The 19,677-nt window shown below is 72.9% G+C and carries 22 protein-coding genes; 6 read left to right on the top strand and 16 right to left on the bottom strand.

From position 1 onward, the window contains the following. Positions 1 to 123 precede the first annotated feature (123 nt). A complete protein-coding gene (locus tag ACH4KB_RS36380; protein ID WP_398071136.1) occupies positions 124 to 726 on the top strand; it encodes an SCO3374 family protein in 603 nt (200 codons plus the stop codon). Here ACH4KB_RS36380 and ACH4KB_RS36375 read toward each other — a convergent pair. From ACH4KB_RS36375 to ACH4KB_RS36320, 12 genes are all read right to left on the bottom strand, one after another. After that, a complete protein-coding gene (locus ACH4KB_RS36375; protein ID WP_003968298.1) occupies positions 705 to 1,040 on the bottom strand; it encodes an Lsr2 family protein in 336 nt (111 codons plus the stop codon). The two genes, ACH4KB_RS36380 and ACH4KB_RS36375, sit on opposite strands and share 22 nt — an antisense overlap. 144 nt (positions 1,041 to 1,184) lie before the next feature. Continuing rightward, positions 1,185 to 1,754 carry an amino-acid N-acetyltransferase gene (locus ACH4KB_RS36370; protein WP_398071135.1) on the bottom strand — a complete coding sequence of 190 codons (570 nt, stop codon included), beginning with the start codon at positions 1,752 to 1,754 and terminating at the stop codon, positions 1,185 to 1,187. 9 nt (positions 1,755 to 1,763) lie between these two features. Further along, entirely contained in the window at positions 1,764 to 2,204 is a 441-nt protein-coding gene (locus ACH4KB_RS36365; RefSeq protein ID WP_398071133.1) for a BlaI/MecI/CopY family transcriptional regulator, read from the bottom strand. 168 nt (positions 2,205 to 2,372) lie between these two features. Beyond that, positions 2,373 to 2,552, bottom strand: a complete 180-nt coding sequence (locus ACH4KB_RS36360; RefSeq protein ID WP_097967278.1) for a hypothetical protein — start codon at positions 2,550 to 2,552, stop codon at positions 2,373 to 2,375. 80 nt (positions 2,553 to 2,632) lie between these two features. Continuing rightward, positions 2,633 to 3,217, bottom strand: coding sequence for a hypothetical protein (locus tag ACH4KB_RS36355; protein ID WP_398071167.1), 585 nt, complete (start codon positions 3,215 to 3,217; stop codon positions 2,633 to 2,635). A 160-nt stretch (positions 3,218 to 3,377) separates the two neighbouring features. After that, positions 3,378 to 4,175, bottom strand: a complete 798-nt coding sequence (locus tag ACH4KB_RS36350) for a type III pantothenate kinase (protein WP_398071131.1) — start codon at positions 4,173 to 4,175, stop codon at positions 3,378 to 3,380. Then, complete coding sequence (gene nadC / locus ACH4KB_RS36345; RefSeq protein WP_398071129.1) at positions 4,175 to 5,260, bottom strand: carboxylating nicotinate-nucleotide diphosphorylase; 1,086 nt, start codon at positions 5,258 to 5,260, stop codon at positions 4,175 to 4,177. Before nadC ends, ACH4KB_RS36350 begins: the two co-directional genes overlap by 1 nt. Before the next feature lie 112 nt (positions 5,261 to 5,372). Next, positions 5,373 to 7,064: an L-aspartate oxidase gene (locus ACH4KB_RS36340; RefSeq protein ID WP_398071127.1), complete on the bottom strand. Its 1,692-nt coding sequence runs from the start codon at positions 7,062 to 7,064 to the stop codon at positions 5,373 to 5,375. Further along, on the bottom strand, positions 7,061 to 8,080 hold the full coding sequence (gene panC / locus ACH4KB_RS36335; protein WP_398071125.1) for a pantoate--beta-alanine ligase: 1,020 nt from the start codon (positions 8,078 to 8,080) through the stop codon (positions 7,061 to 7,063). Before panC ends, ACH4KB_RS36340 begins: the two co-directional genes overlap by 4 nt. Then, positions 8,077 to 8,268, bottom strand: a complete 192-nt coding sequence (locus ACH4KB_RS36330; protein WP_398071124.1) for a hypothetical protein — start codon at positions 8,266 to 8,268, stop codon at positions 8,077 to 8,079. Before ACH4KB_RS36330 ends, panC begins: the two co-directional genes overlap by 4 nt. Continuing rightward, on the bottom strand, positions 8,265 to 9,215 hold the full coding sequence (locus ACH4KB_RS36325; protein ID WP_398071122.1) for a Rossmann-like and DUF2520 domain-containing protein: 951 nt from the start codon (positions 9,213 to 9,215) through the stop codon (positions 8,265 to 8,267). Before ACH4KB_RS36325 ends, ACH4KB_RS36330 begins: the two co-directional genes overlap by 4 nt. A 302-nt stretch (positions 9,216 to 9,517) precedes the next feature. Next, on the bottom strand, positions 9,518 to 10,732 hold the full coding sequence (locus ACH4KB_RS36320; protein WP_398071120.1) for an RNA-guided endonuclease InsQ/TnpB family protein: 1,215 nt from the start codon (positions 10,730 to 10,732) through the stop codon (positions 9,518 to 9,520). Positions 10,733 to 10,782: 50 nt separating this feature from the next. Here ACH4KB_RS36320 and tnpA point away from each other — a divergent pair, with 50 nt between their 5' ends. Together tnpA and ACH4KB_RS36310 are read left to right on the top strand one after the other, a co-directional pair. Then, positions 10,783 to 11,211: an IS200/IS605 family transposase gene (gene tnpA, locus ACH4KB_RS36315; protein ID WP_398071118.1), complete on the top strand. Its 429-nt coding sequence runs from the start codon at positions 10,783 to 10,785 to the stop codon at positions 11,209 to 11,211. 103 nt (positions 11,212 to 11,314) lie between these two features. Further along, on the top strand, positions 11,315 to 12,472 hold the full coding sequence (locus ACH4KB_RS36310; protein WP_398071116.1) for a threonine aldolase family protein: 1,158 nt from the start codon (positions 11,315 to 11,317) through the stop codon (positions 12,470 to 12,472). A 203-nt stretch (positions 12,473 to 12,675) separates the two neighbouring features. Here ACH4KB_RS36310 and ACH4KB_RS36305 read toward each other — a convergent pair whose 3' ends face one another. Continuing rightward, positions 12,676 to 12,921, bottom strand: a complete 246-nt coding sequence (locus ACH4KB_RS36305) for a hypothetical protein (protein WP_398071114.1) — start codon at positions 12,919 to 12,921, stop codon at positions 12,676 to 12,678. Positions 12,922 to 13,025: 104 nt separating this feature from the next. Here ACH4KB_RS36305 and ACH4KB_RS36300 point away from each other — a divergent pair, with 104 nt between their 5' ends. Then, complete coding sequence (locus ACH4KB_RS36300; RefSeq protein ID WP_398071165.1) at positions 13,026 to 14,138, top strand: DUF5937 family protein; 1,113 nt, start codon at positions 13,026 to 13,028, stop codon at positions 14,136 to 14,138. A 28-nt stretch (positions 14,139 to 14,166) separates the two neighbouring features. Here the strand turns inward: ACH4KB_RS36300 and ACH4KB_RS36295 are convergent, their stop codons facing one another. Both ACH4KB_RS36295 and ACH4KB_RS36290 read right to left on the bottom strand, forming a co-directional pair. Beyond that, the gene (locus ACH4KB_RS36295) at positions 14,167 to 14,847 is read right to left on the bottom strand and encodes a response regulator (protein WP_398071112.1); all 681 of its coding nucleotides are present in this window, start codon (positions 14,845 to 14,847) and stop codon (positions 14,167 to 14,169) included. Between the two features lie 104 nt (positions 14,848 to 14,951). After that, the gene (locus ACH4KB_RS36290) at positions 14,952 to 16,154 is read right to left on the bottom strand and encodes a sensor histidine kinase (protein WP_398071110.1); all 1,203 of its coding nucleotides are present in this window, start codon (positions 16,152 to 16,154) and stop codon (positions 14,952 to 14,954) included. A 96-nt stretch (positions 16,155 to 16,250) separates the two neighbouring features. Between ACH4KB_RS36290 and ACH4KB_RS36285 the strand changes: the two genes are divergently transcribed. Both ACH4KB_RS36285 and ACH4KB_RS36280 read left to right on the top strand, forming a co-directional pair. Continuing rightward, positions 16,251 to 17,255, top strand: coding sequence for an SAM-dependent methyltransferase (locus ACH4KB_RS36285; protein WP_398071108.1), 1,005 nt, complete (start codon positions 16,251 to 16,253; stop codon positions 17,253 to 17,255). Between the two features lie 82 nt (positions 17,256 to 17,337). After that, positions 17,338 to 18,480 (top strand): NADH-quinone oxidoreductase subunit D, encoded by a 1,143-nt coding sequence (locus ACH4KB_RS36280; protein WP_359683172.1) that lies wholly within the window; start codon positions 17,338 to 17,340, stop codon positions 18,478 to 18,480. 72 nt (positions 18,481 to 18,552) lie between these two features. Here the strand turns inward: ACH4KB_RS36280 and ACH4KB_RS36275 are convergent, their stop codons facing one another. After that, complete coding sequence (locus ACH4KB_RS36275) at positions 18,553 to 19,665, bottom strand: hypothetical protein (RefSeq protein ID WP_398071107.1); 1,113 nt, start codon at positions 19,663 to 19,665, stop codon at positions 18,553 to 18,555. Between the last annotated feature and the right edge of the window lie 12 nt (positions 19,666 to 19,677).

Raw genomic sequence — 19,677 nt, 5'->3', positions numbered from 1 at the left:
CCTCCGCTACGGGCGAACATCCTTGCGCTGCTGAACGCTCTCGCGCGCCCCCACAGCCAGGACTGAACGTGACGCCTCGGGGACCCTGCGTAACTTCGGTGGTGGTTCGGCGGTTCATCGGACATGTCTCCCACCGTCCCTCAGCCCCGATCGTCACCCGATGCCGCTCCGGGTTCGGCCGATGCCGCACTCGCTCAGCGGTACGCGAGGGAGCTGGGCTGGGCCACCGCGGGACGGACTCCGCTGCGACTGCTCACCGGGGCGCTCTTCGATGTGCTGGAGCTGCCTGCCGAGGCCGGTCACGCCGTGCTGCGGCGCGGGGTGCGCACCGGTCCCGTGCTGCTGTCCGGTACGCGGATGGGGCTGCTGGTCGCCGCGGGCGGCGCCGACGAGCTGCCGGGGCTGCTCGACTGGCTGGAGTGGGGCCCGGTCGCACTGGACCTGACCGCCGTGGGCGCGGGGGGCCGCGTCACGGCCCCGCCTCTCCCGGGCGCCCCGGGGGACTCGCCGGGGGCCGCTGTGTGGCTGCGGCCCCCAGAGCCGAGGCGTGCGCCCGAGAGGATGCTGCCGGCCTTCGCGGGCTTCGGGAGCAGCGGTGGGGATGCCCCCGATCTCGTACGCCTGGTGGACGCCGCGGCAACCGAATGCCATCGGGTCCGGCTGTCACGCGCCCGTTCCGGGGCGCCGACAAGGGGTGGAACGGATCAGCCGTTGGCCTTCTCGTAAGCCTCGCGGATCTCGGCGGGAACGCGGCCGCGGTCATTCACATTGTGGCCGTTCTCCCGCGCCCACCGGCGGATTTCCGCGGTGTCCTTGTTACCGCCGGCCACTGCGCGGCCCTTGCCACGGCCCGTGGCGGCACGGCCACCGGTGCGACGTCCACCCTTGGTGTAGGGCTCGAGAAGGCCGCGAAGCTTGTCCGCGTTGGCCGTGGTGAGGTCGATCTCGTACGTCTTGCCGTCGAGGGCGAACGTGACGGTCTCATCGGCCTCGACGCCGTCGAGGTCATCGACAAGAAGGACCTGAACCTTCTGTGCCACGGGATTTCCTTTCATCGAAAATGGAGTACGCGGAAAGGAAACCGCTTTTCCCTCGAAAACACAAACCCCCTGCAGAGGTTCAGCAGCCCGAGAAGACGGGAAACGTGCGCGATTCGGACATAGGGTTGCAGGTCCTTCTGCAGATCACAGGTGCAGAAGCATCCGACTGTTGCCCAAGGTGTTCGGCTTCACTCGTTCGAGACCGAGGAACTCCGCTACGCCCTCGTCGTACGAACGCAGCAGCTCACTGTAGACATCGGTGTCCACAGGCGTCTCCCCGATCTCGACGAAGCCGTGCTTCGCGAAGAAGTCCACTTCGAAGGTGAGACAGAAAACCCTGCGGACACCGAGCCATCGCGCGGTCTGCAAGAGCTTGTCCAGTACGTGGTGTCCGACTCCCGCGCCCCTGATGCGGGGGTCGACGGCAAGGGTCCGCACTTCCGCCAGGTCTTCCCACATGACATGAAGCGCGCCGCAGCCGATGACCGTCGCGTCCTCGTCGCGTTCCGCGACCCAGAACTCCTGGATGTCCTCGTAAAGGGTGACGGTCGCTTTGTCGAGCAGGATGCCTCCGGACACGTACCCGTCGAGGAGTCGTCGTACGGACGCGACATCACTCGTCCTGGCCCGCCGGACGGTGATGGCGGGCTTATTTACCGACGGGTCGGTATGGAGTTCGGTATCCGGATCGTTTTCTGGCTGCTCTGAGGACATGCCCCGACGCTATCTCCCGCTCTCCGGCTCCACGTCATCGGCCGGGGCGTCATCTCCGTCGGCGCCGGCGGTCGGTTCCGCGGGATCGCCGGGGGTTTCGGCGGGGCTGCCGGGGGTTTCGGCGGGGCTGGGGGAAACCATGCGAACAGCGTCCCGCAGCGCTTCGCGCTGTTCGGCGGACATCATGCCGAAGAACGCGACAAGGGCGGCGGCGGGGTTGTCACTGCGTGACCAGGCTTCGTTCATCAGCGCGGCCGAGTAGGCGGCCCTGGTGGAGACGGCCGTATATCGATAGGCCCGGCCGTCGACTTCCCTGCGGACCCAGCCCTTCTGATGGAGATTGTCCATTACCGTCATCACGGTCGTGTAGGCGATGGACCGTTCCTGCTGAAGGTCCTCAAGGACTTCCCGCACGGTGACCGGTCGGTTCCATTGCCAGACGCGTGTCATCACGGCGTCTTCGAGGTCTCCCAATGGGCGGGGCACAGGATCACTTTAGTGCTAGATGTCCTGAATGTTCTGGTATTTACACCACGAAAGAGCGCACGGCTCCGATGAGTCGTGCGCTCCGGGGGTGCGCGTCGGGAGGATTACGGGGCGGACGGGCCGCTCGCGCGATCAGGCGTTCTCCGGACGAGCGGTCTGCTTTACGGATTCCGCGCGGGCGAGCGCCGCGTCCACCACGGCGTCCTCCTTGGTCTTGTTCGGACCGCCCTGACTCTTGACGATGATCACGATCAGGGCGATGAAGAAGACGGCCATCACCACGGGGGGCACGAGCGCGGATACGTAGTCCATGCCGTCCAGAGTAGCGAGCCCGGAACGGCCCGACGCGGCGACCTCCCGGTGGGAGGCCGCCGCGTCGGACACCGCGGAGGTCAGCCGACCGCCCGCTCCTCGGACGGCGGCGGCGCGGGGCGGCGGCGCGGCGGGAAGACCTCGGAGGGCTTGGGCATCGGGCGGTCGCCGGGCTTCTGCGGGCGGTCCGGGGCGGCCGGGGTCCTGGGGCGGTCCGGTTCCCGGTCGGCGGCGCGGCCGCCGGGCAGGGCGAGCAGCCGGCTGCGGGGCCCGGGGGCCGTGAGCCCGGCGGAGCGGCCGGCGAGCCGGGCCCGTACGGAACGCTCGGCGAGCACCTGGCAGCGCTCCAGGAGGGCCGCCGCGAGCCGCCCGCCGCGCAGGGCCCGCAGGGCGGCCAGATCGTCCGGGCGGGGGTCGTAACCGGCGGCCAGGGCATCCTGGAGCAGCTCCAGGTAGCCGGCGGCGGAGCCGGGGAGGGCGTTGCGGTAGCGGGCGAGGTCGGCGAGGAGGAACGCTCGCAGCCGACCCGCCTCGCCGGCCGCCTCGTCCACGGAGCCGGCGAGCCGCAGGCAGTCCTGGACGTCCTCGTCGGACAGGGGCATGGGGTGGAGGGCGATGGCAAGGGCACGTCGGAGCACCCGCAGCTCGTCCGCGCTGAACGCCATGCCGCCTCGTGAACCGTAGGGCGTGGGCATAACGCGACAATAGGTGCTAAAGGGACAAAATCCGTTTAACTGGTCGTCGGTGGCGCGGCGTGCCCGGCCCGGTGCCCCGGTCCCACCCCGGCCGTTCCCGCAGGTACCGCCGGGCTCCGGCAGGAGGGGCCTACGACCGGGAGACGTTCCGCTCGTACACCAGGCGCAGCCCGATGAGCGTCAGCCACGGCTCGTGCTCGTCGATGACCGAGGACTCCCCCAACACCATCGGAGCAAGGCCGCCCGTCGCGATGACGGTGACGTCGTCCGGGTCGGCGGCCAGCTCCTTCTTCATCCGGGCCACCACCCCGTCGACCTGGCCCGCGAAGCCGTAGACGATGCCGGACTGCATGGCCTCGACGGTGTTCTTGCCGACCACGCTGCGCGGCCGGGCCAGCTCGATCTTGCGGAGCTGGGCGCCCTTGACGCCGAGGGCCTCGACCGAGATCTCGATGCCGGGGGCGATCACCCCGCCGGTGTACTCGCCGCGCGGGGAGACGGCGTCGAAGGTGGTGGCGGTGCCGAAGTCGACGACGATCGCCGGGCCCCCGTACAGCTCGACGGCGGCGACCGCGTTGATGATGCGGTCCGCGCCGACCTCCTTGGGGTTGTCCATCAGGATCGGCACGCCCGTCTTGACGCCGGGCTCCACCAGGACGGCGGGGACGTCGCCGTAGTAGCGGCGGGTGACCTCGCGCAGTTCGTGCAGGACCGAGGGGACGGTGGCGCAGATCGCGATGCCCTCGATGCCGTCGCCCAGCTCCATGCCGAGCAGCGGGTGCATGCCCATCAGGCCCTGGAGCAGGACGGCCAGCTCGTCGGCGGTGCGGCGGGCGTCCGTGGAGATCCGCCAGTGCTCGACGATCTCCTCGCCGTCGAAGAGGCCGAGGACCGTGTGCGTGTTGCCGACGTCGATGGTGAGCAGCATCAGGCGTCGGCCCCGTCGGTGGCGGAGGCGTCGGCGTCGGCATCGGCGTCGGCGTCGCGGAAGTCCAGGCCGATGTCGAGGATCGGCGAGGAGTGGGTGAGCGCCCCGACCGCGAGGTAGTCGACGCCCGCGTCGGCGTAGGCGCGGGCCGAGTCGAGGGTCAGGCGGCCGGAGGACTCCAGGATCGCCCGGCCGGCGACCAGGGCGACGGCCTCGGCGGTCTCGGCCGGGGTGAAGTTGTCCAGCAGGATCAGGTCGACGCCCGCGTCCAGCACCTCGCGGACCTGGTCCATCGTGTCGACCTCGACCTCGATGGGCAGCTCGGGGAACTCGGCGCGGACCCGCTTGAAGGCCTCGGCGACACCGCCCGCGGCGATCACGTGGTTGTCCTTGACCAGGGCCGCGTCGGAGAGCGACATCCGGTGGTTGACGCCGCCGCCGCAGCGCACCGCGTACTTCTCCAGCGCGCGCAGGCCCGCCGTCGTCTTACGGGTGTCGCGGACCTTGGCCTTGCTGCCCTCCAGGACGTCCGCCCAGGCGCGGGTGGCGGTCGCGATGCCCGAGAGGCGGCAGAGCAGGTTCAGCGCGCTGCGCTCGCCGGTCAGCAGGTCGCGGGTGCGGGTGGTGACGGTCAGCAGCTTCTCGCCGGGGGCGACCCGGTCGCCGTCCTCGACGTGCCGCTCGACCTCGAACTCCTCGGTGCAGACGATCGACAGGACCGCCTCGGCGACCCGGAGCCCGGCGACGACGCCCGCCTCGCGGGCGGTGAAGTCACCGGTGATCACGGCGTCCTCGGGGACGGTCGCCACGGTCGTGACGTCCACCCCGCCGTCGAGATCCTCCTCGATCGCCACATGGGCGACGTCCTCGACCTGGACGGGGTCGAGCCCCGCCCGGGCCAGCAGCAGAGCGAGCCCGGGGTCCAGGCCGCACTCCAGGGCTTCGGGGTCGAATCCGTCGTCACCGCCGCAGCCGCAGCCGTCGCCGCAGCCGCCTTCCGCCGGTACGGAGGATGCGGGCGCGCCGACGCTGATCAGCGGTACGTCCACGGGTGTGGGGCGCGGATTCTCTTCGGGCGTGCTCACGGTGACGGCTCCTCGGGGGCGTGGCGGGTGGTGCGGGTAGGGCGGGTGGTTCTCGTGTGCCGCCGGTGCCGCCCTGTGGTGTCCGGCGGTGCGGCTGCTTCCAGCAGTCTGCTCAATCGGACGGGCGTACGGGCGGGAACGCGGCGGTCTCCGTGCGGTGCACGACCGGGGTGCGGTCCGGCGCGATGCGGACGACCAGGTGGCTGCGGCCGTGGGCGTCGTCGCGGTCGGGCCGGTCCTCGCGCCAGTGGCAGCCGCGGGTCTCCTCGCGTTCCCGCGCGGCGGCGACCAGGACCCGGGAGACCAGGAGCAGGTTGGTGACCTCCCAGGCGTCGACCCCGGGGACGACCGCCTTGGCGTCTCGCGGCCCCTCCGCGTCGGCGGCGGCGTCGCGGTGCAGGGCCTCCAGCTCCTCGGCGGCGGCGGCCAGGCTGTCGGCGGAGCGCAGGACTCCGGCGCCCCGGGTCATGGCGCGCTGGATCGCCGTACGGGCCTCGGGGGCCAGCAGCGGCACGGGGTCGCCGGCGTCCGGGCTCCCCGCCGGTTCGGTGCGGGGCGGGCGGGCCCCGGCGATGTCGGCGGCGATGCGCTCGGCGAAGACCAGGCCCTCCAGGAGGGAGTTGGACGCGAGGCGGTTGGCCCCGTGCACACCGGTGCAGGCGACCTCGCCGCAGGCGTACAGGCCGGGGACGGTGGTGCGGCCCCGCAGGTCGGTGCGGACGCCGCCGGAGGCGTAGTGCGCGGCCGGGGCGACCGGGACCGGCTCGGTCACCGGGTCGATGCCGTGGGAGCGGCAGGCGGCCAGGATGGTGGGGAAGCGCTGCTCCCACATCCGCGCCCCGAAGTGCCGGGCGTCGAGATACATGTGCTCGGCGCCGTGCTCGTGCATGCGGCGGGTGATGGCCTTGGCGACGATGTCGCGGGGGGCCAGCTCGGCCAGCTCGTGCTGTCCGAGCATGAAGCGGACGCCGTCGCCGTCGACGAGATGCGCGCCCTCGCCGCGTACGGCTTCGGAGACCAGCGGCTGCTGGCCCTCGGAGTCCGCGCCGAGGAACAGGACGGTCGGGTGGAACTGGACGAACTCCAGGTCGGAGACCTCCGCCCCGGCCCGCAGCGCGAGCGCCACCCCGTCGCCGGTGGAGACGGAGGGGTTGGTGGTGGCGGAGAAGACCTGGCCCATGCCGCCGGTGGCCAGGACGACCGAGGGGGCCCGGACCGCGCCGACGCCGTCGTGCTGGCCCTCGCCCATGACGTGCAGCGAGACGCCCGCCGTACGGCCTTCGGCGTCCGTGAGCAGGTCCAGGACCAGGGCGTTCTCGATCGTGTGCAGGGCGGCCTCGCGGACCGCGCCGACCAGGGCGCGGGAGATCTCCGCACCGGTCGCGTCGCCGCCCGCGTGGGCGATGCGGCGGCGGTGGTGGCCGCCCTCGCGGGTCAGCGCGATGTCGCCGCTGTCGGTGGTGTCGAAGTGCGCGCCGGTGGTGATCAGCCTGCGCACGGCGTCGGGGCCCTCGGTGACCAGGGTGCGCACGGCCTCCTCGTCGCAGAGGCCCGCGCCCGCGACGAGGGTGTCGTCGAGATGCTGCTCGGGGGTGTCGCCCTCGCCGAGCGCGGCGGCGATGCCGCCCTGGGCCCAGCGGGTGGAGCCGTCGTCGAGGCGGGCCTTGGTGACGACGACGGTGTCCAGGCCGGCGGCGGCGCAGCGCAGTGCCGTGGTGAGCCCGGCGACACCGGAGCCGACCACCACGACGTCCGCGTCGATGGCCCAGCCGGGGGCGGGGGCGGTCAGCCGTATTCCGGTCACGTCAGGGCTCCGAAGGTGAGGGGGATGTTGTCGATGAGGCGGGTGTCCCCGACCCGGGCCGCGACAGTGAGGACCGCCTCCCCGCTCTCGCGGTCGTCCGGGATCTCGGTGAAGTCCGCCGGGTCCACCAGGGCCAGGTAGTCGAGGGCGAGCGGCGCCCTGTCCCGGGCGGCGGCCTCCTCCAGGATCGTCCGCGCGGCGGCCCGGACGGCGGCGGGCGCCCCGCCCGGCCGGACCAGCGCCACGGCCTGGGCGTCGGCGGCGGCGCGGGCCTCGCCGAGCCTGTTGAGCCCGGCGGCCCGGTCGCCGCCCGGCGCGGTGGCCAGAGCCCGCTCGTGCAGGGCCTGCTGGGCGGCGAGCCGGTCGCGGGCCGCGAACAGGGCGCGGGACAGGGCGAGCGCGGTGTGCCGCTCCTCGGCGGTCAGGAAGCGGTTGCGGCTGGAGAGCGCGAGGCCGTCCGCGTCCCGGACGGTGGGCACGCCGGTGATCCGGACGCCGAAGTTCAGGTCGCGGACCATGCGGCGGATCAGGGCGAGCTGCTGGGCGTCCTTCTGCCCGTAGAACGCCTCGTCGGGGCGGGTGAGGTGGAGGAGCTTGGCGACGACGGTGAGCATTCCGTCGAAGTGCCCGGGGCGGGCCGCGCCTTCGAGTCGCTCGCCCATGGGGCCGGCGGTGATCCGGACCTGGGGTTCCCCGCCGGGGTAGACCTCGTCCACACCGGGGGCGAAGACCGCGTCGGCCCCCGCCGCCGCGGCGGTCTCCACGTCGGCGTCCAGGGTGCGCGGATAGCGGTCCAGGTCGGCGGCCTCGCCGAACTGGAGCGGGTTCACGAAGACGGTGACCACGACCTGGCCGTCCGCGCCGGCCGCCGCGCGGGCGGCCCGGATCAGGGCGGCGTGGCCCTCGTGGAGCGCGCCCATCGTCATGACGACGGCCCGCTCGGCCCCGGCGGGGCGGGACAGCGCGTCCAGCTCGGCGGCGGTGCGCAGGAGGGCGGGCCGGACCATGCGCGTCATCGGGTCACCCCGGATCCTGCACGGCCGGTGGTCGGCGCCGGGGCCGGTCCCGTACCGGCGGTGATCGGCGCCGGGGCCGGTCCCGTACCGGCGGTGATCGGCGCCGGGGCCGGTCCCGTACCGGCGGTGATCGGCGCCGGGGCCGGTCCCGTACGGCTGGTGGTCGTACGGCTGGTGATCGGCGTCATCGGGTCTCCCCCGGTCCGGGGCCGCCGGGGCGGCGTTCCTGGTCGGCCAGGACGACGAGGAGGTCCTCGGCCAGCTCGGCCTTGAGCAGGCCGTGGGCGAGCGCCCGGTCGGCCGTGGCGCGGGCCATCGCGAGGTAACCGGCCACCGCCTGCGGGGCGTGCGCGCGCAGCTCGCGGATGTGGGCGGCGACCGTGCCGGCGTCACCCCGGGCGACCGGACCGGTCAGCGCGGCGTCGCCGGAGCGCAGGGCGTTGTCCAGGGCCGCGCCGAGCAGCGGGCCGAGCATCCGGTCGGGGGCGGCGACCCCGGCCTCGGCCAGCAGCTCCATCGACTGGGCGACCAGGGTGACCAGGTGGTTCGCGCCGAGGGCGAGGGCCGCGTGGTAGAGCGGGCGGGACTCCTCGGCGATCCACTCCGGCTCGCCGCCCATCTCGATGACCAGGGCCTGGGCGGCGAGCCGCAGCTCCTCGGGGGCGGTGACACCGAACGAGCAGCCCGCGAGCCGCTGCACGTCGACGGCGGTGCCCGTGAACGTCATCGCGGGGTGCAGCGCGAGCGGCAGGGCCCCGGCCCGCAGCGCGGGATCCAGCACCCGCGCCCCGTACCGCCCGGAGGTGTGGACGAGCAGCTGGCCCGGCCGTACGGCGCCGGTCTCGGCGAGGCCCTCGACCAGCGTGGGCAGCACGTCGTCGGGGACGGTCAGCAGCACCAGCTCGGCGCGGGCCAGCACCTCGACGGGCTCCACCAGGGGCACGTCGGGGAGCAGCTCGGCGGCGCGGCGCCGGGAGGCGTCGGAGACACCGGACACGGCGACCGGGCGGTGCCCGGCGAGCCGGAGCGATGCGGCGAGGGCCGGTCCGACCCGGCCCGCACCGACGACGCCGACCGTGAGTCGGGCGGGGCGGTCCCTCGCGTCGAGGGGTTCCTTCGAAACTGGTGCGTTCACGCGGCGATGGCCTTCCGTTCCAGTCCGCGGGGGGTACCGGACGATTTCTCTGCATGCTACGCCAGCGTTTCGGCGAAGCCCTCCGGCCGCCCACAGCCTGTGGATAACTTTCCGGACCCAAATCCGGTGGGGCTCCGGGCGGGACTCCGGGCTGACTCCGGGCGGGACTCCGGGCTGGACCCCGGGCTGGACTCCGGACGAGCGGAAACCGGCGGGCGCTCGGTGGGAGGCCCGGGAGGCCCGGGGGCCCGGGTGATGATCGTCCCGTGACTCCTCCCCCTCGTGAACGAGGGGGCTTCTCGCTATGCCTGGTCGGCGTTGCGACGGACCAGCCCGGCCCGTAGGACGTTCAGGGCGCCCACCGTGTCCGCGTGCGCTGAGTGGCCGCACGAGACGCAGTGGAACTTCTCCTGTGTGGGCCGGTTCTCCTTGTCGGTGTGCCCGCATTCGGGACACCGCCGGGAGGTGTTGCGGGGGTCCACGGCAATCACCTCCCGCCCGGCACTCTCAGCCTTCGCGTTCAGGATCGCGAGGAACACCCCCCAACCGGCGTCGGCGATCGAGCGGTTCAGCCCGGCCTTGGACGAGGCCCCGTTGGGCAGGAAGCCGCCCGGCGTCCCGGGGTCGGGCCTCGGCTTGGGGGCCCGGCTCATGCTGCGGATCTTGAGGTCTTCGTGCGCGATGAAGTCGTGGTTGCGCACGAGGTCAAGGGCGGTCTTGTGCGCGTGGTCGAGGCGCTGGCGGCGGACCTTGCCGTGCAGGGCCGCGACCTTCTCCACGGCGCGCTGATGATGACGGGTGCGGTCCTTGGCCTTGCGGCGGGGGAACCGGCTGAGCGCCTGCTGTGCCGCTTCGAGCCTCTTGGCGGCCTTGCGGGCGTGGCGCGGGTTTGGGATGTGCTCGCCGCCCGACGTGGTGAGGAACGAGGCGATGCCCAGGTCGATCCCGACCACACTGCCCGTGGCGGGCAGCGGCTCGGGCTGCTTCTGCTCGGCAGTGAGCACGACGAACCACTTACGTCCCTCACGCTTGACCGACACGGTCTTGACCTTGCCGGCCACCGCACGGTGCTGGTTGACCTTGACGTGCCCGACGCCCTGGAAACGGACGCGGGTGACGGGGTCGTGCGGGGTGGAGTCCCACCGGCAGCCGTCGCCGTCCTTGGGGAAGTCAACCGTGTCGAACCAGTTCACCCCGCGAAAACGCGGGTAGCCCGGGGTGTCACCGGCCTTGATCCGGCGGAAGAACGCGGCGAACGCCTTGTCCAGTCGACGAAGCGTCGCCTGCTGCGAGGAGAAGGACCAGCGGCCTTGACGCTCCGGGTCGAACGCCCGGATCTCCTTGAGCTGCGCGGACTGCGTCCCGTACTTGACGCTCGTCTTCGAGACGTGCCGGTAAGCGTCACGGCGTTCCTGCAAGGCCCCGTTGTACAGCGAGCATTGATCACGGAGCATCTCGCCGAGCGCGATCGTCTGGCCCACGGTGGGCCGCATGAGGAACTTGTATGCACGGATCACCCAGCCCACCCCCTTCGGTCAAGTTCGCTTGATCATAAGCGACTTGGCATATGTCACCACGCTGGGAACCAAACCCCGATATCCGTACCGGCCGTCACGTAGCCCATAACCTCCACGCACACTTGGTGTTCGTTACGAAGTACCGGCGTGATGTGTTCGATGACCACATGCTCAAGCGGTGTGAGGAGATCATGCGGGAGGTATGCGGCAGCTTCGAGACCGAGCTGCGCGAGTTCAACGGCGAAGCCGACCATGTCCACCTGCTGGTGCACTACCCGCCGAAGGTCGCCCTGTCGAAGCTGATCAACTCGCTCAAGGGCGTCAGCTCCAGGTATCTGCGGGCGGAGTACACCGGCCGGATCAACCGGATCGGCATGGGCTCGGTGTTCTGGTCCCGCTCCTACTTCGCCGGGTCCTGCGGCGGCGCACCGCTGACCGTGATCCGCCAGTACATCGAAGGACAGAAACGGCCCGTCTGACCCTCACCCCAGAGGCGCAGAGAACTCCGGCGCTCCGCGCCTCCGGGCCAAGGATGCGTTTCCCTCCCCGACTGAAGCCGGGGATACCCACGCAAGATCAGGGATGGTGACCATGGATGAGCAGGAGCGGCGACGGCGACGGCTGACCGCGTGGCGGGCGTCGCGGCGGACGCTGGCCCGGGTGGGGGCGGACGGAACGCTGGGCGAGCGGCTGGCGGCGCTGGCCGCCGACGCCTCTTCCGTACACGACCTGGAGGACTGGACCGACGTGTACGGGGGCGGGGTCGTCGCCGATCTGGAGCGGCGGGTGGCCGGGCTGCTGGGGATGGAGGCGGCGGCGTTCTTCCCGACCGGGACGATGGCCCAGCAGATCGCGCTGCGGTGCTGGGCGGGGCGTACGGGGAACGCGACGGTGGCGCTGCACCCCCTGTCCCACCCGGAGCTGCACGAGGGCGGGGCGCTGGGCGCGGTGAGCGGGCTGCGCACGGTCCATCCGACGTCCGAGCCGAGGCTGCCGAGCGCCGAGGAGGTCCGGGAGTACCCCGAGCCGTTCGGGACGCTGATGCTGGAGCTGCCGCTGCGGGACGCGGGGTTCGTACTGCCGTCCTGGGAGGAGCTGACGGCGGTGGTGGAGGCGGCCCGGGAGCGGGACGCGGTGATCCACTTCGACGGGGCGCGGCTGTGGGAGTGCGGCCCGCACTTCGGGCGGGAGCCGGCGGAGATCGCCGCCCTCGCGGACAGCGTGTACGTGTCGTTCTACAAGTCCCTGGACGGGCTGTCGGGCGCGGTGCTGGCGGGTCCGGAGACCCTGGTGGAGGAGGCGCGCGTGTGGCGCCACCGGTACGGTGGCCAGCTCTTCCAGCAGTATCCGGCGGCGCTCTCCGCACTGCTGGGCCTGGAGCGGGAGCTGCCTCGCCTCCCGGCGTACGTGGCCCACGCGAAGGTGGTGGCCGGGGCGCTGGCGGAGGGGTTCGCGGCGTCGGGGGTGCCGTGGTTCCGGGTGCGTCCGGAGCCGCCGCACACGCATCAGTTCCAGGTCTGGCTGCCGTACGGGGCCGATGTGCTGGACGAGGCGTCGGTGCGGCAGGCCGAGGAGACGGGCGTGACGCTGTTCCGGCGCTGGTTCGCGGGGTCGGCCGGGACGGGGCTGCCGCCCGGGGTCTCGTGCACCGAGGTGACGGTGGCGGGGGCGGGTCTCGACTGGTCGGCCGAGGATGTGCGGGACGCGGTGGCGGGGTTCGTGGGGTACCTGACGCGGTAGGGGCTTCGTCGGGCGCCCCCCAGCCTCGGGGCCCTGTCGGACGCCCCCCGGCCTCGGGGCCCTGTCGAGTGGCCGCCCCCCGGCGTCGGGGTTCCGTCCTCAAACGCCGGACGGGCTGGGTGTGCCGGGTGTGCCCGGCCCGCTGGGGCCCCCGGCCTCGGGGCCCTGTCGAGTGGCCGCCCCCCGGCCTCAGGGTTCCGTCCTCAAACGCCGGACGGGCTGACTGTGCCGGGCCCGCCGGGTGTGCCGGGTGTGCCCGGCCCGCCGGGTGTGCCGGGTGTGCCCGGCCCGCCGGGTGTGCCGGGTCCTCTGAAGGTGCCGGGTCCGCGGAGGCTCCGGTACAGGTCGCGCAGGACCGAGCGGTCGTGGCGGCCCGGGGGCGGGGGTGCGGGCTGCGACAGCCGGGCCGCGCGGTAGGAGTCGAGCATGTGCTGCTGAAGGGCGTCCATACGCATCAGCCTGCGCAGGTCACGGCTCCACCGCGCGCTGATTGACGGCCCCCGTCAAATGGCACGACGGCCCGCCCGCGTACCCCCACTATGGAGAGGTGAGCGTGCACATAGACATCGCGGGCCTGCCCGCCGACCGCGTCGTTTTCGCGACCTCTCCCCTGGCCGAACTGGGCCTCGCCCTGCACGCGCTCTCCGAGCCCGGACACCATCCGGGGCTGCACGGCTGGGCCACCGCGACCGCGACGGCCCTGGAGCCCGACCTCGCGGACCGGCTGCTGGAGGCGGAGTTCCTCTGGCGGAACACCTTCTCCGACGTGTTCATGCCGTTCTCCGGGATCCGGGGCGGCGACGGCAGGACCGGGGCGACGCTCGCCGAGGACCTGGACCTGCTGGACAAACTGGACGACGAACAGTTCGTCGCCGCGGCCCTGGAGTTCACCTGCGCCAGCCATTACGGGGCCGGGTCGCCGTCACCGCTGAACGACGCGGGGATGCGGGGCCGCGCCCTGGACCTGGCGGCGGCGCGCGGCCCGCAGCAGATGGACTTCACCCGGCGGCTGCTGGCCGACCCCGCCTCCGTACGCGGCTGGGTCCGGCGGCTCTTCGAGGACTGCGACCAGGCGTTCTTCGCCGACACCTGGCGGCGGGTCTCCGTCCAGCTGGTCGCCGACGCCCGGCACAAGACGGAGCTGCTGCGGCGCAAGGGACTGGCCGACGCGGTCGGGGCGGTGTCGGCCGCCGTGACGCTGGACGAGGGCGCGGGCCGGATCAACGTCGACAAGCTGTCCGAGGGCCGGACCACCGCCGTCGACCCGGGCGTCGGCCGGGGCCTGACGCTCATCCCGACCAGCTTCGGCTGGCCGCATCTGATGGTGCTGCACGCCCCGGGCTGGCGGCCGGTGATCCACTACCCGGTCCACCTGCCCGACCTGCCGGCGCCCGCCTCCGTGGAACTGCTCCAGCTGCGCCTGGAGGCGCTGGCCCACCCGATGCGGATGCGGCTCTGCCGCAACCTGGCCCGCTCCCCGTACACCACCGGCGAGCTGGCCGACTCCAACGGCATCACCTCCCCCGAGGTCTCCCGCCATCTCTCCATGCTCAAGAAGGCCGGCCTGGTCACGACGCGCCGCCGCGGCCGCTACGTCCTGCACCAGCTGGACCTGACGGTCGTCGCCCGGCTCGGCAGCGACTTCCTGGAGGGCGTCCTGCGGTGAGCCCGTCAGCTTCCTGGAGGAGCGGCTCTCAGCCCGCGCCGCCGCCGGCCCGGACCAGGCCCGTCTCGTAGGCGAGGACGACGACCTGGACCCGGTCGCGGAGGTTCAGCTTGGTGAGGATCCGGCCGACGTGCGTCTTGACCGTGGCTTCGGAGAGCACGAGCCGGGCGGCGATCTCCCCGTTCGACAGGCCCTGGGCGACCAGGAGCATGACTTCCCGTTCGCGCTCGGTGAGCTTGCTGACGTGCTTGTTCTTCGGCTCCTTGTCGCCGCTGGGCAGCATCGGCGAGAAGCGGTCGAGCAGCCGGCGGGTGGTGGACGGGGCGACGACCGCGTCGCCGCTGTGCACCGAACGGATCGCGGCGAGCAGCTCGGCGGGCGGCACGTCCTTGAGCATGAAGCCGCTGGCCCCCGCCTTCAGCCCGGAGAAGGCGTACTCGTCGAGGTCGAAGGTGGTCAGGATGAGTACCTTCGGCGGGTCCTGCTGCGCACAGATGCGGCGGGTCGCCTCGACGCCGTCCAGCCGGGGCATGCGGACGTCCATCAGCACCACGTCGACGGCGGTGGACCGCAGGATCTCGATCGCCTCCGCCCCGTCCCCGGCCTCGGCCACGACCTCCATGTCGGGCTGGGCCGCGAGCACCATCCGGAAACCGGTCCGCAGCAGCACCTGGTCGTCGACGAGCATCACGCGGATGGCCGTGGTCATGGGGATCGTGTCCTGTCCTGGGGTCGGTCGTTTCCTGGGGTCGGTCGTGGTGGCCGTAGTGGTCGCCGTGGCCGTGAAAGGCGGGTCGACGACCGGGCGGCGCGTCAGCCCGGGGGCTTGAGCGGCAGCAGGGCGCTGATCCGGAACCCGCCGCCGGGCCGGGGCCCCGCGTCCAGAGTGCCGCCGACCATGCCGATCCGCTCCCGCATCCCGATCATCCCGTGCCCGGCGCCGTCCGCGCCGCCGTCCTCGTACAGTTCGTGCGCCGCGCCCCGGCCGTCGTCCTCGATCAGCAGCCCGAGGCCGTCGTCGAAGTAGACCAGCCGGACGCTGGCCCCGGCGTCGGGTCCACCGTGCTTGCGGGTGTTCGTCAGGGCCTCCTGGACGACCCGGTACGCGGTCAGCTCCACGCCGCTGGGCAGCGGGCGGGGGGTGCCCTCCACCTTGAAATCGACCACCAGGCCGGTCTGCCGCACCTGTGCGACCAGGTCCTCGATCTGCTCCACATCGGGCTGGGGGACGTACTCCCCGCTCTCCGGGGCGTCACCGGTCCGCAGCACCCCGAGCAGCCGCCGCATCTCCGCGAGCGCCTGGCGGCCGGTGCTGGAGATGGTCTCCAGGGCCTGCTTGGCCTGGTCGGGGGCGGCGTCCATGACATAGGCGGCGCCGTCGGCCTGGACGACCATCACGGAGACGTTGTGCGCGACGACGTCGTGCAGCTCGCGGGCGATCCGGGCCCGCTCGGCGGCGACCGCGACCTTGGACTGCGCCTCCCGTTCCCGCTCCAGGCGGGCGGCACGCTCCTCCAGCTGGTCGAAGTAGGCCCGCCGGGTCCGCAGCGAGTCCCCGAGCACCCAGGCCAGCACGAACGGCACGGTCATGATGATCGTCACGAAGATCACCTGGACCCAGGAACCCCCGGGCTCGGCCTCCCACCGCAGCTGCGACAGGGCCGCCGCGCTCAGGCTGCACACCAGGGCGAGCCGGGACGCCCAGCGCTCCCCGACCGTGGCCACGGTGTAGGTGATCACCAGCATCGCGAAGTTCCCGATGCCCGGCCGGACGTCGAACACCAGCTGCACGAACCCCACCAGGATGGCGAGCAGCAGCATCCTCTCCGGGGCCCTGCGGCGCAGCGCCACCACCGTGGAGAGCCCCAGCGCCACCGGAACGGCGACGATCTCCTCGCGCCCCGCGTCGTACATGCCCGACACCATCGACATGCCGGAGAGCCCGAGGAGGAAGACGGCCCAGAAGACGTCGACGCCCGTCGGGTGTCTGCGGATGAAGTCGTAGAGGCGCTGCACGTAACCCAGCGTAGGGACAGCGGATCGGTGCCCGGGTCAACCGAAGGGCCGATCCGGGTCCTGGGACCCTACTCCCCAAGGTGGAGACTTGCCCACGTGACGGACGAGTGGCGTGGGTGGCGGGAGGCGGCTCAGGCCGCTCTGTACGGATACGAGGGCTTTTATCGCAGCCGGCTGCGGAGCCCGGAGGGGCCGGCGGGCCACTTCCGTACGTCGGTCCACGCCTCGCCCCTTTTCGCGGCGGCGGTGGCCCGGCTGCTGACCGGGACGGCGCGGGAGCTGGGCACCGGCACGGTCGCGCTGGTCGACGTCGGGGCGGGGCGCGGCGAGCTGCTGACCGGAGTGCTGGCCGCGCTGGCCGGGCTGCCCGGCGGACCGGACGTGACCGCGTACGCCGTCGAGGTCGCGGACCCGCCCCCGGGCCTGGACCCCCGGATCGAGTGGTGCGCGGAGCCGCCCGCCGGGGTCACCGGGCTGCTGTTCGCCAACGAGTGGCTGGACAACGTTCCCGCCGAGGTGGCGGAGGCGGACGCGGACGGCGTCCCCCGGTACGTCGAGGTGCGGACCTCGGACGGCGCGGAGCGCCTCGGCGAGGCGGTGAGCGGGGCGGACGCGGCGTGGCTGGAACGCTGGTGGCCGCTGACCGCGCCGGGCGAGCGGGCCGAGATCGGCCGGACCCGGGACGCGGCCTGGGCGCGGGCGGTCGGCTCCCTCACCGCCGGTCTCGCGGTGGCGGTGGACTACGCGCACGTCCGGGGCGCCCGGCCGCCCTTCGGAACGCTGACCGGCTTCCGCTGCGGGCGCGAGGTGCGCCCGGTGCCGGACGGCTCCCGCGACCTGACCTCGCACGTGGCGCTGGACGCCTGCGCGGCGGCGGTCCCGTACGCGAGCGCGGAGCTGACCGACCAGCGGACGGCGCTGCACCGGCTGGGCGTCGGCGGCGACCGGCCGCCGATCGGCCTGGCGGCGACCGACCCGGCGGGCTACGTCCGGGCGCTGGCGGCTGCGGGCGAGGCGGCGGAGCTGACGGCCCGCGGCGGCCTCGGCGACTTCGGCTGGCTGCTGCACCGGGTGGGGCCGGTGCGGCCGGATCGCGGGTGACCCACGTGGCGGGCCGGCATCAGGGAACCGGCATCAGGGGATCCGGCATCAGGGGATCCGGCATCAGGGAATACTGTCCCGCATGACGGAGACGACGATCGGCATCGGCGGAGCGGCGGAGAGCACCGACATGGTGCTGAACATCGGTCCCCAGCACCCCTCGACGCACGGGGTCCTCCGGCTGCGGATCGTCCTGGACGGCGAGCGCGTACAGCACGCGGAGCCGGTCATCGGCTATATGCACCGGGGCGCGGAGAAGCTCTTCGAGGCGCGCGACTACCGGCAGATCATCATGCTCGCCAACCGCCACGACTGGCTCTCCGCGTTCTCGAACGAGCTGGGCGTGGTGATGGCCGTCGAGCGGATGCTCGGCATGGAGGTCCCCGAGCGCGCCGTGTGGACGCGGACGCTGCTCGCCGAGCTGAACCGGGTCCTCAACCACCTGATGTTCCTCGGCTCCTATCCCCTCGAACTCGGCGGCATCACCCCGGTCTTCCACGCCTTCCGGGAGCGCGAGGAGCTCCAGGCGGTGATGGAGGAGGTCTCCGGCGGGCGGATGCACTACATGTTCAACCGGGTCGGCGGACTCAAGGAGGACGTCCCGGCGGGCTGGGCCGGCCGGGTCCGCGACGCCGTCGCCTCCGTCCGCTCCCGCATGGACGTGTACGAGAACCTCGTCCTCGGCAACGAGATCTTCCGGGGCCGTACGCGCGACGTGGGCGTGCTGTCCGCCGCGGCGGTGCACGCGTACGGGGTGTCGGGGCCGATCGCCCGTGCCTCGGGCGTCGACTTCGACCTGCGGCGCGACGAGCCGTATCTCGCGTACGGGGAGCTCCAGGACACCTTGAGGGTCGTCACCCGGACCGAGGGCGACTGTCTGGCCCGCTTCGAGTGCCTGCTGGAGCAGACCCTCAACTCCCTGGACCTGGCGGACGCCTGCCTGGACCGGATGGCCCACCTGGCGCCGGGGCCGATCAACCAGCGGCTGCCCAAGGTGCTGAAGGCGCCCGAGGGCCACACCTACGCCTGGACGGAGAACCCCCTCGGCGTCAACGGCTACTACCTGGTGTCCAAGGGCGAGAAGACGCCCTACCGGCTGAAGCTGCGCTCCGCCTCGTTCAACAACATCCAGGCGCTCACCGAGCTGCTGCCGGGCACCCTGGTCGCCGACATGGTGGCGATCCTGGGCTCGCTGTTCTTCGTCGTCGGCGACATCGACAAGTAGGGGCGCCGGGGCCTTCTCCCGGGAGGCCGCGCCATCTCAGGAGACCGTGCCCACTCAGGAGACCGCGCCGTCTCAGGAGACCGCGCCGCGCAGTTCCGCCACCTCGATCTGCTCGGTCTCGTCGTGCGCGGTGAGGTCGATGACCTTGCCGACGGCCCGGTCGTCGACGGCTCCGGTGCGGTGGGCGGCGAGCACCTCCTCGCCGACGACGTCCGCGAGGTCCTCGTTCTGCACGGACTCGATCGCGGCGTTCACCTGCTGGGCGTTCGCGGTGCTCCGGGCGTTCTGCGCGCCGAAGAAGTCGAAGTTGCCCTGGGGTGCCAGGCCGCGGCGCGCGGCGTACGGGACGACGGCCGAGGCGGCCGGGATCGCGCGCGGCACGGGCACCGGCGCGACGGAGGCCGGGGCCTTCACGCTCGGGAGCGCCGGGGCGGGCAGGGGGGCGGAGGGGCGGCGGTGCTGGTGGTCCCGGTCCTCGCCCGCCCCGGGGGCCGCCGCGTGCTTCCCCCGCGGGCCTTCCCCCTCCGTGTCCCGATGCCGGTGCGGGCCCTTGCCCTCCGAGTCCTGGTGCCGGTCGTCGACGGCCGCCTGTCGCTGCCGGGCCGCCTCCACCGTCCGGCGGGTCTCCTGGAGCGCCGCGTTGCGTGTGAGGTTCATCAGGGCCTCGTCCGCGCGCCGGTACGACTCGGGGGTCGGCGTGGACCGCGCGGGCAGCAGCTCCTTGGGGGCGGCGGCCTCGATGGCGAGCTGCCTGCGGCCCTCCAGCGCGCTGGCCCGCTCGGTCTCGGCGTTGGCGTAGCGGCGCAGCAGTCCGGCGTGCTCCCCGCGCAGCCCCGCGAGCTCGACGCGCTTGCGGCGGAGCTTGGTCTCCAGACGGGTGCGCAGCTCGCGCGACTCCTCCAGATCCTGCTCCAGCTCGGCTATCCGCTCCTCGGCCCGCCATTCGTCACTGGCGCGGGCCCGGGTCAGCTCGGCGACCCGCAGCCCCGCCGCCCGGTCCCAGCTGCGCATCAGATACGCGCCGGTGACGGCGGCGGCCGCCACGGCGGCCACCAGGCCGCGCAGGACCAGGGGTTCGGCCAGGAGCCAGGCGCCGGCGGCACCGACGACCGACACTCCCGCCACCACGGAGGGCGGCAGGATTCTGTGGAGGGGTGGGGAATGGCGGTGGCGTCCACGTGGCATGGCCTGAAATTT

The sequence above is a fragment of the Streptomyces sp. NPDC017520 genome, assembly GCF_044329855.1.
Lineage (GTDB): Bacteria > Actinomycetota > Actinomycetes > Streptomycetales > Streptomycetaceae > Streptomyces.
Note: the sequence above shows the minus strand (reverse complement) of the source record. Positions and strands in the feature narration are given on the sequence as shown.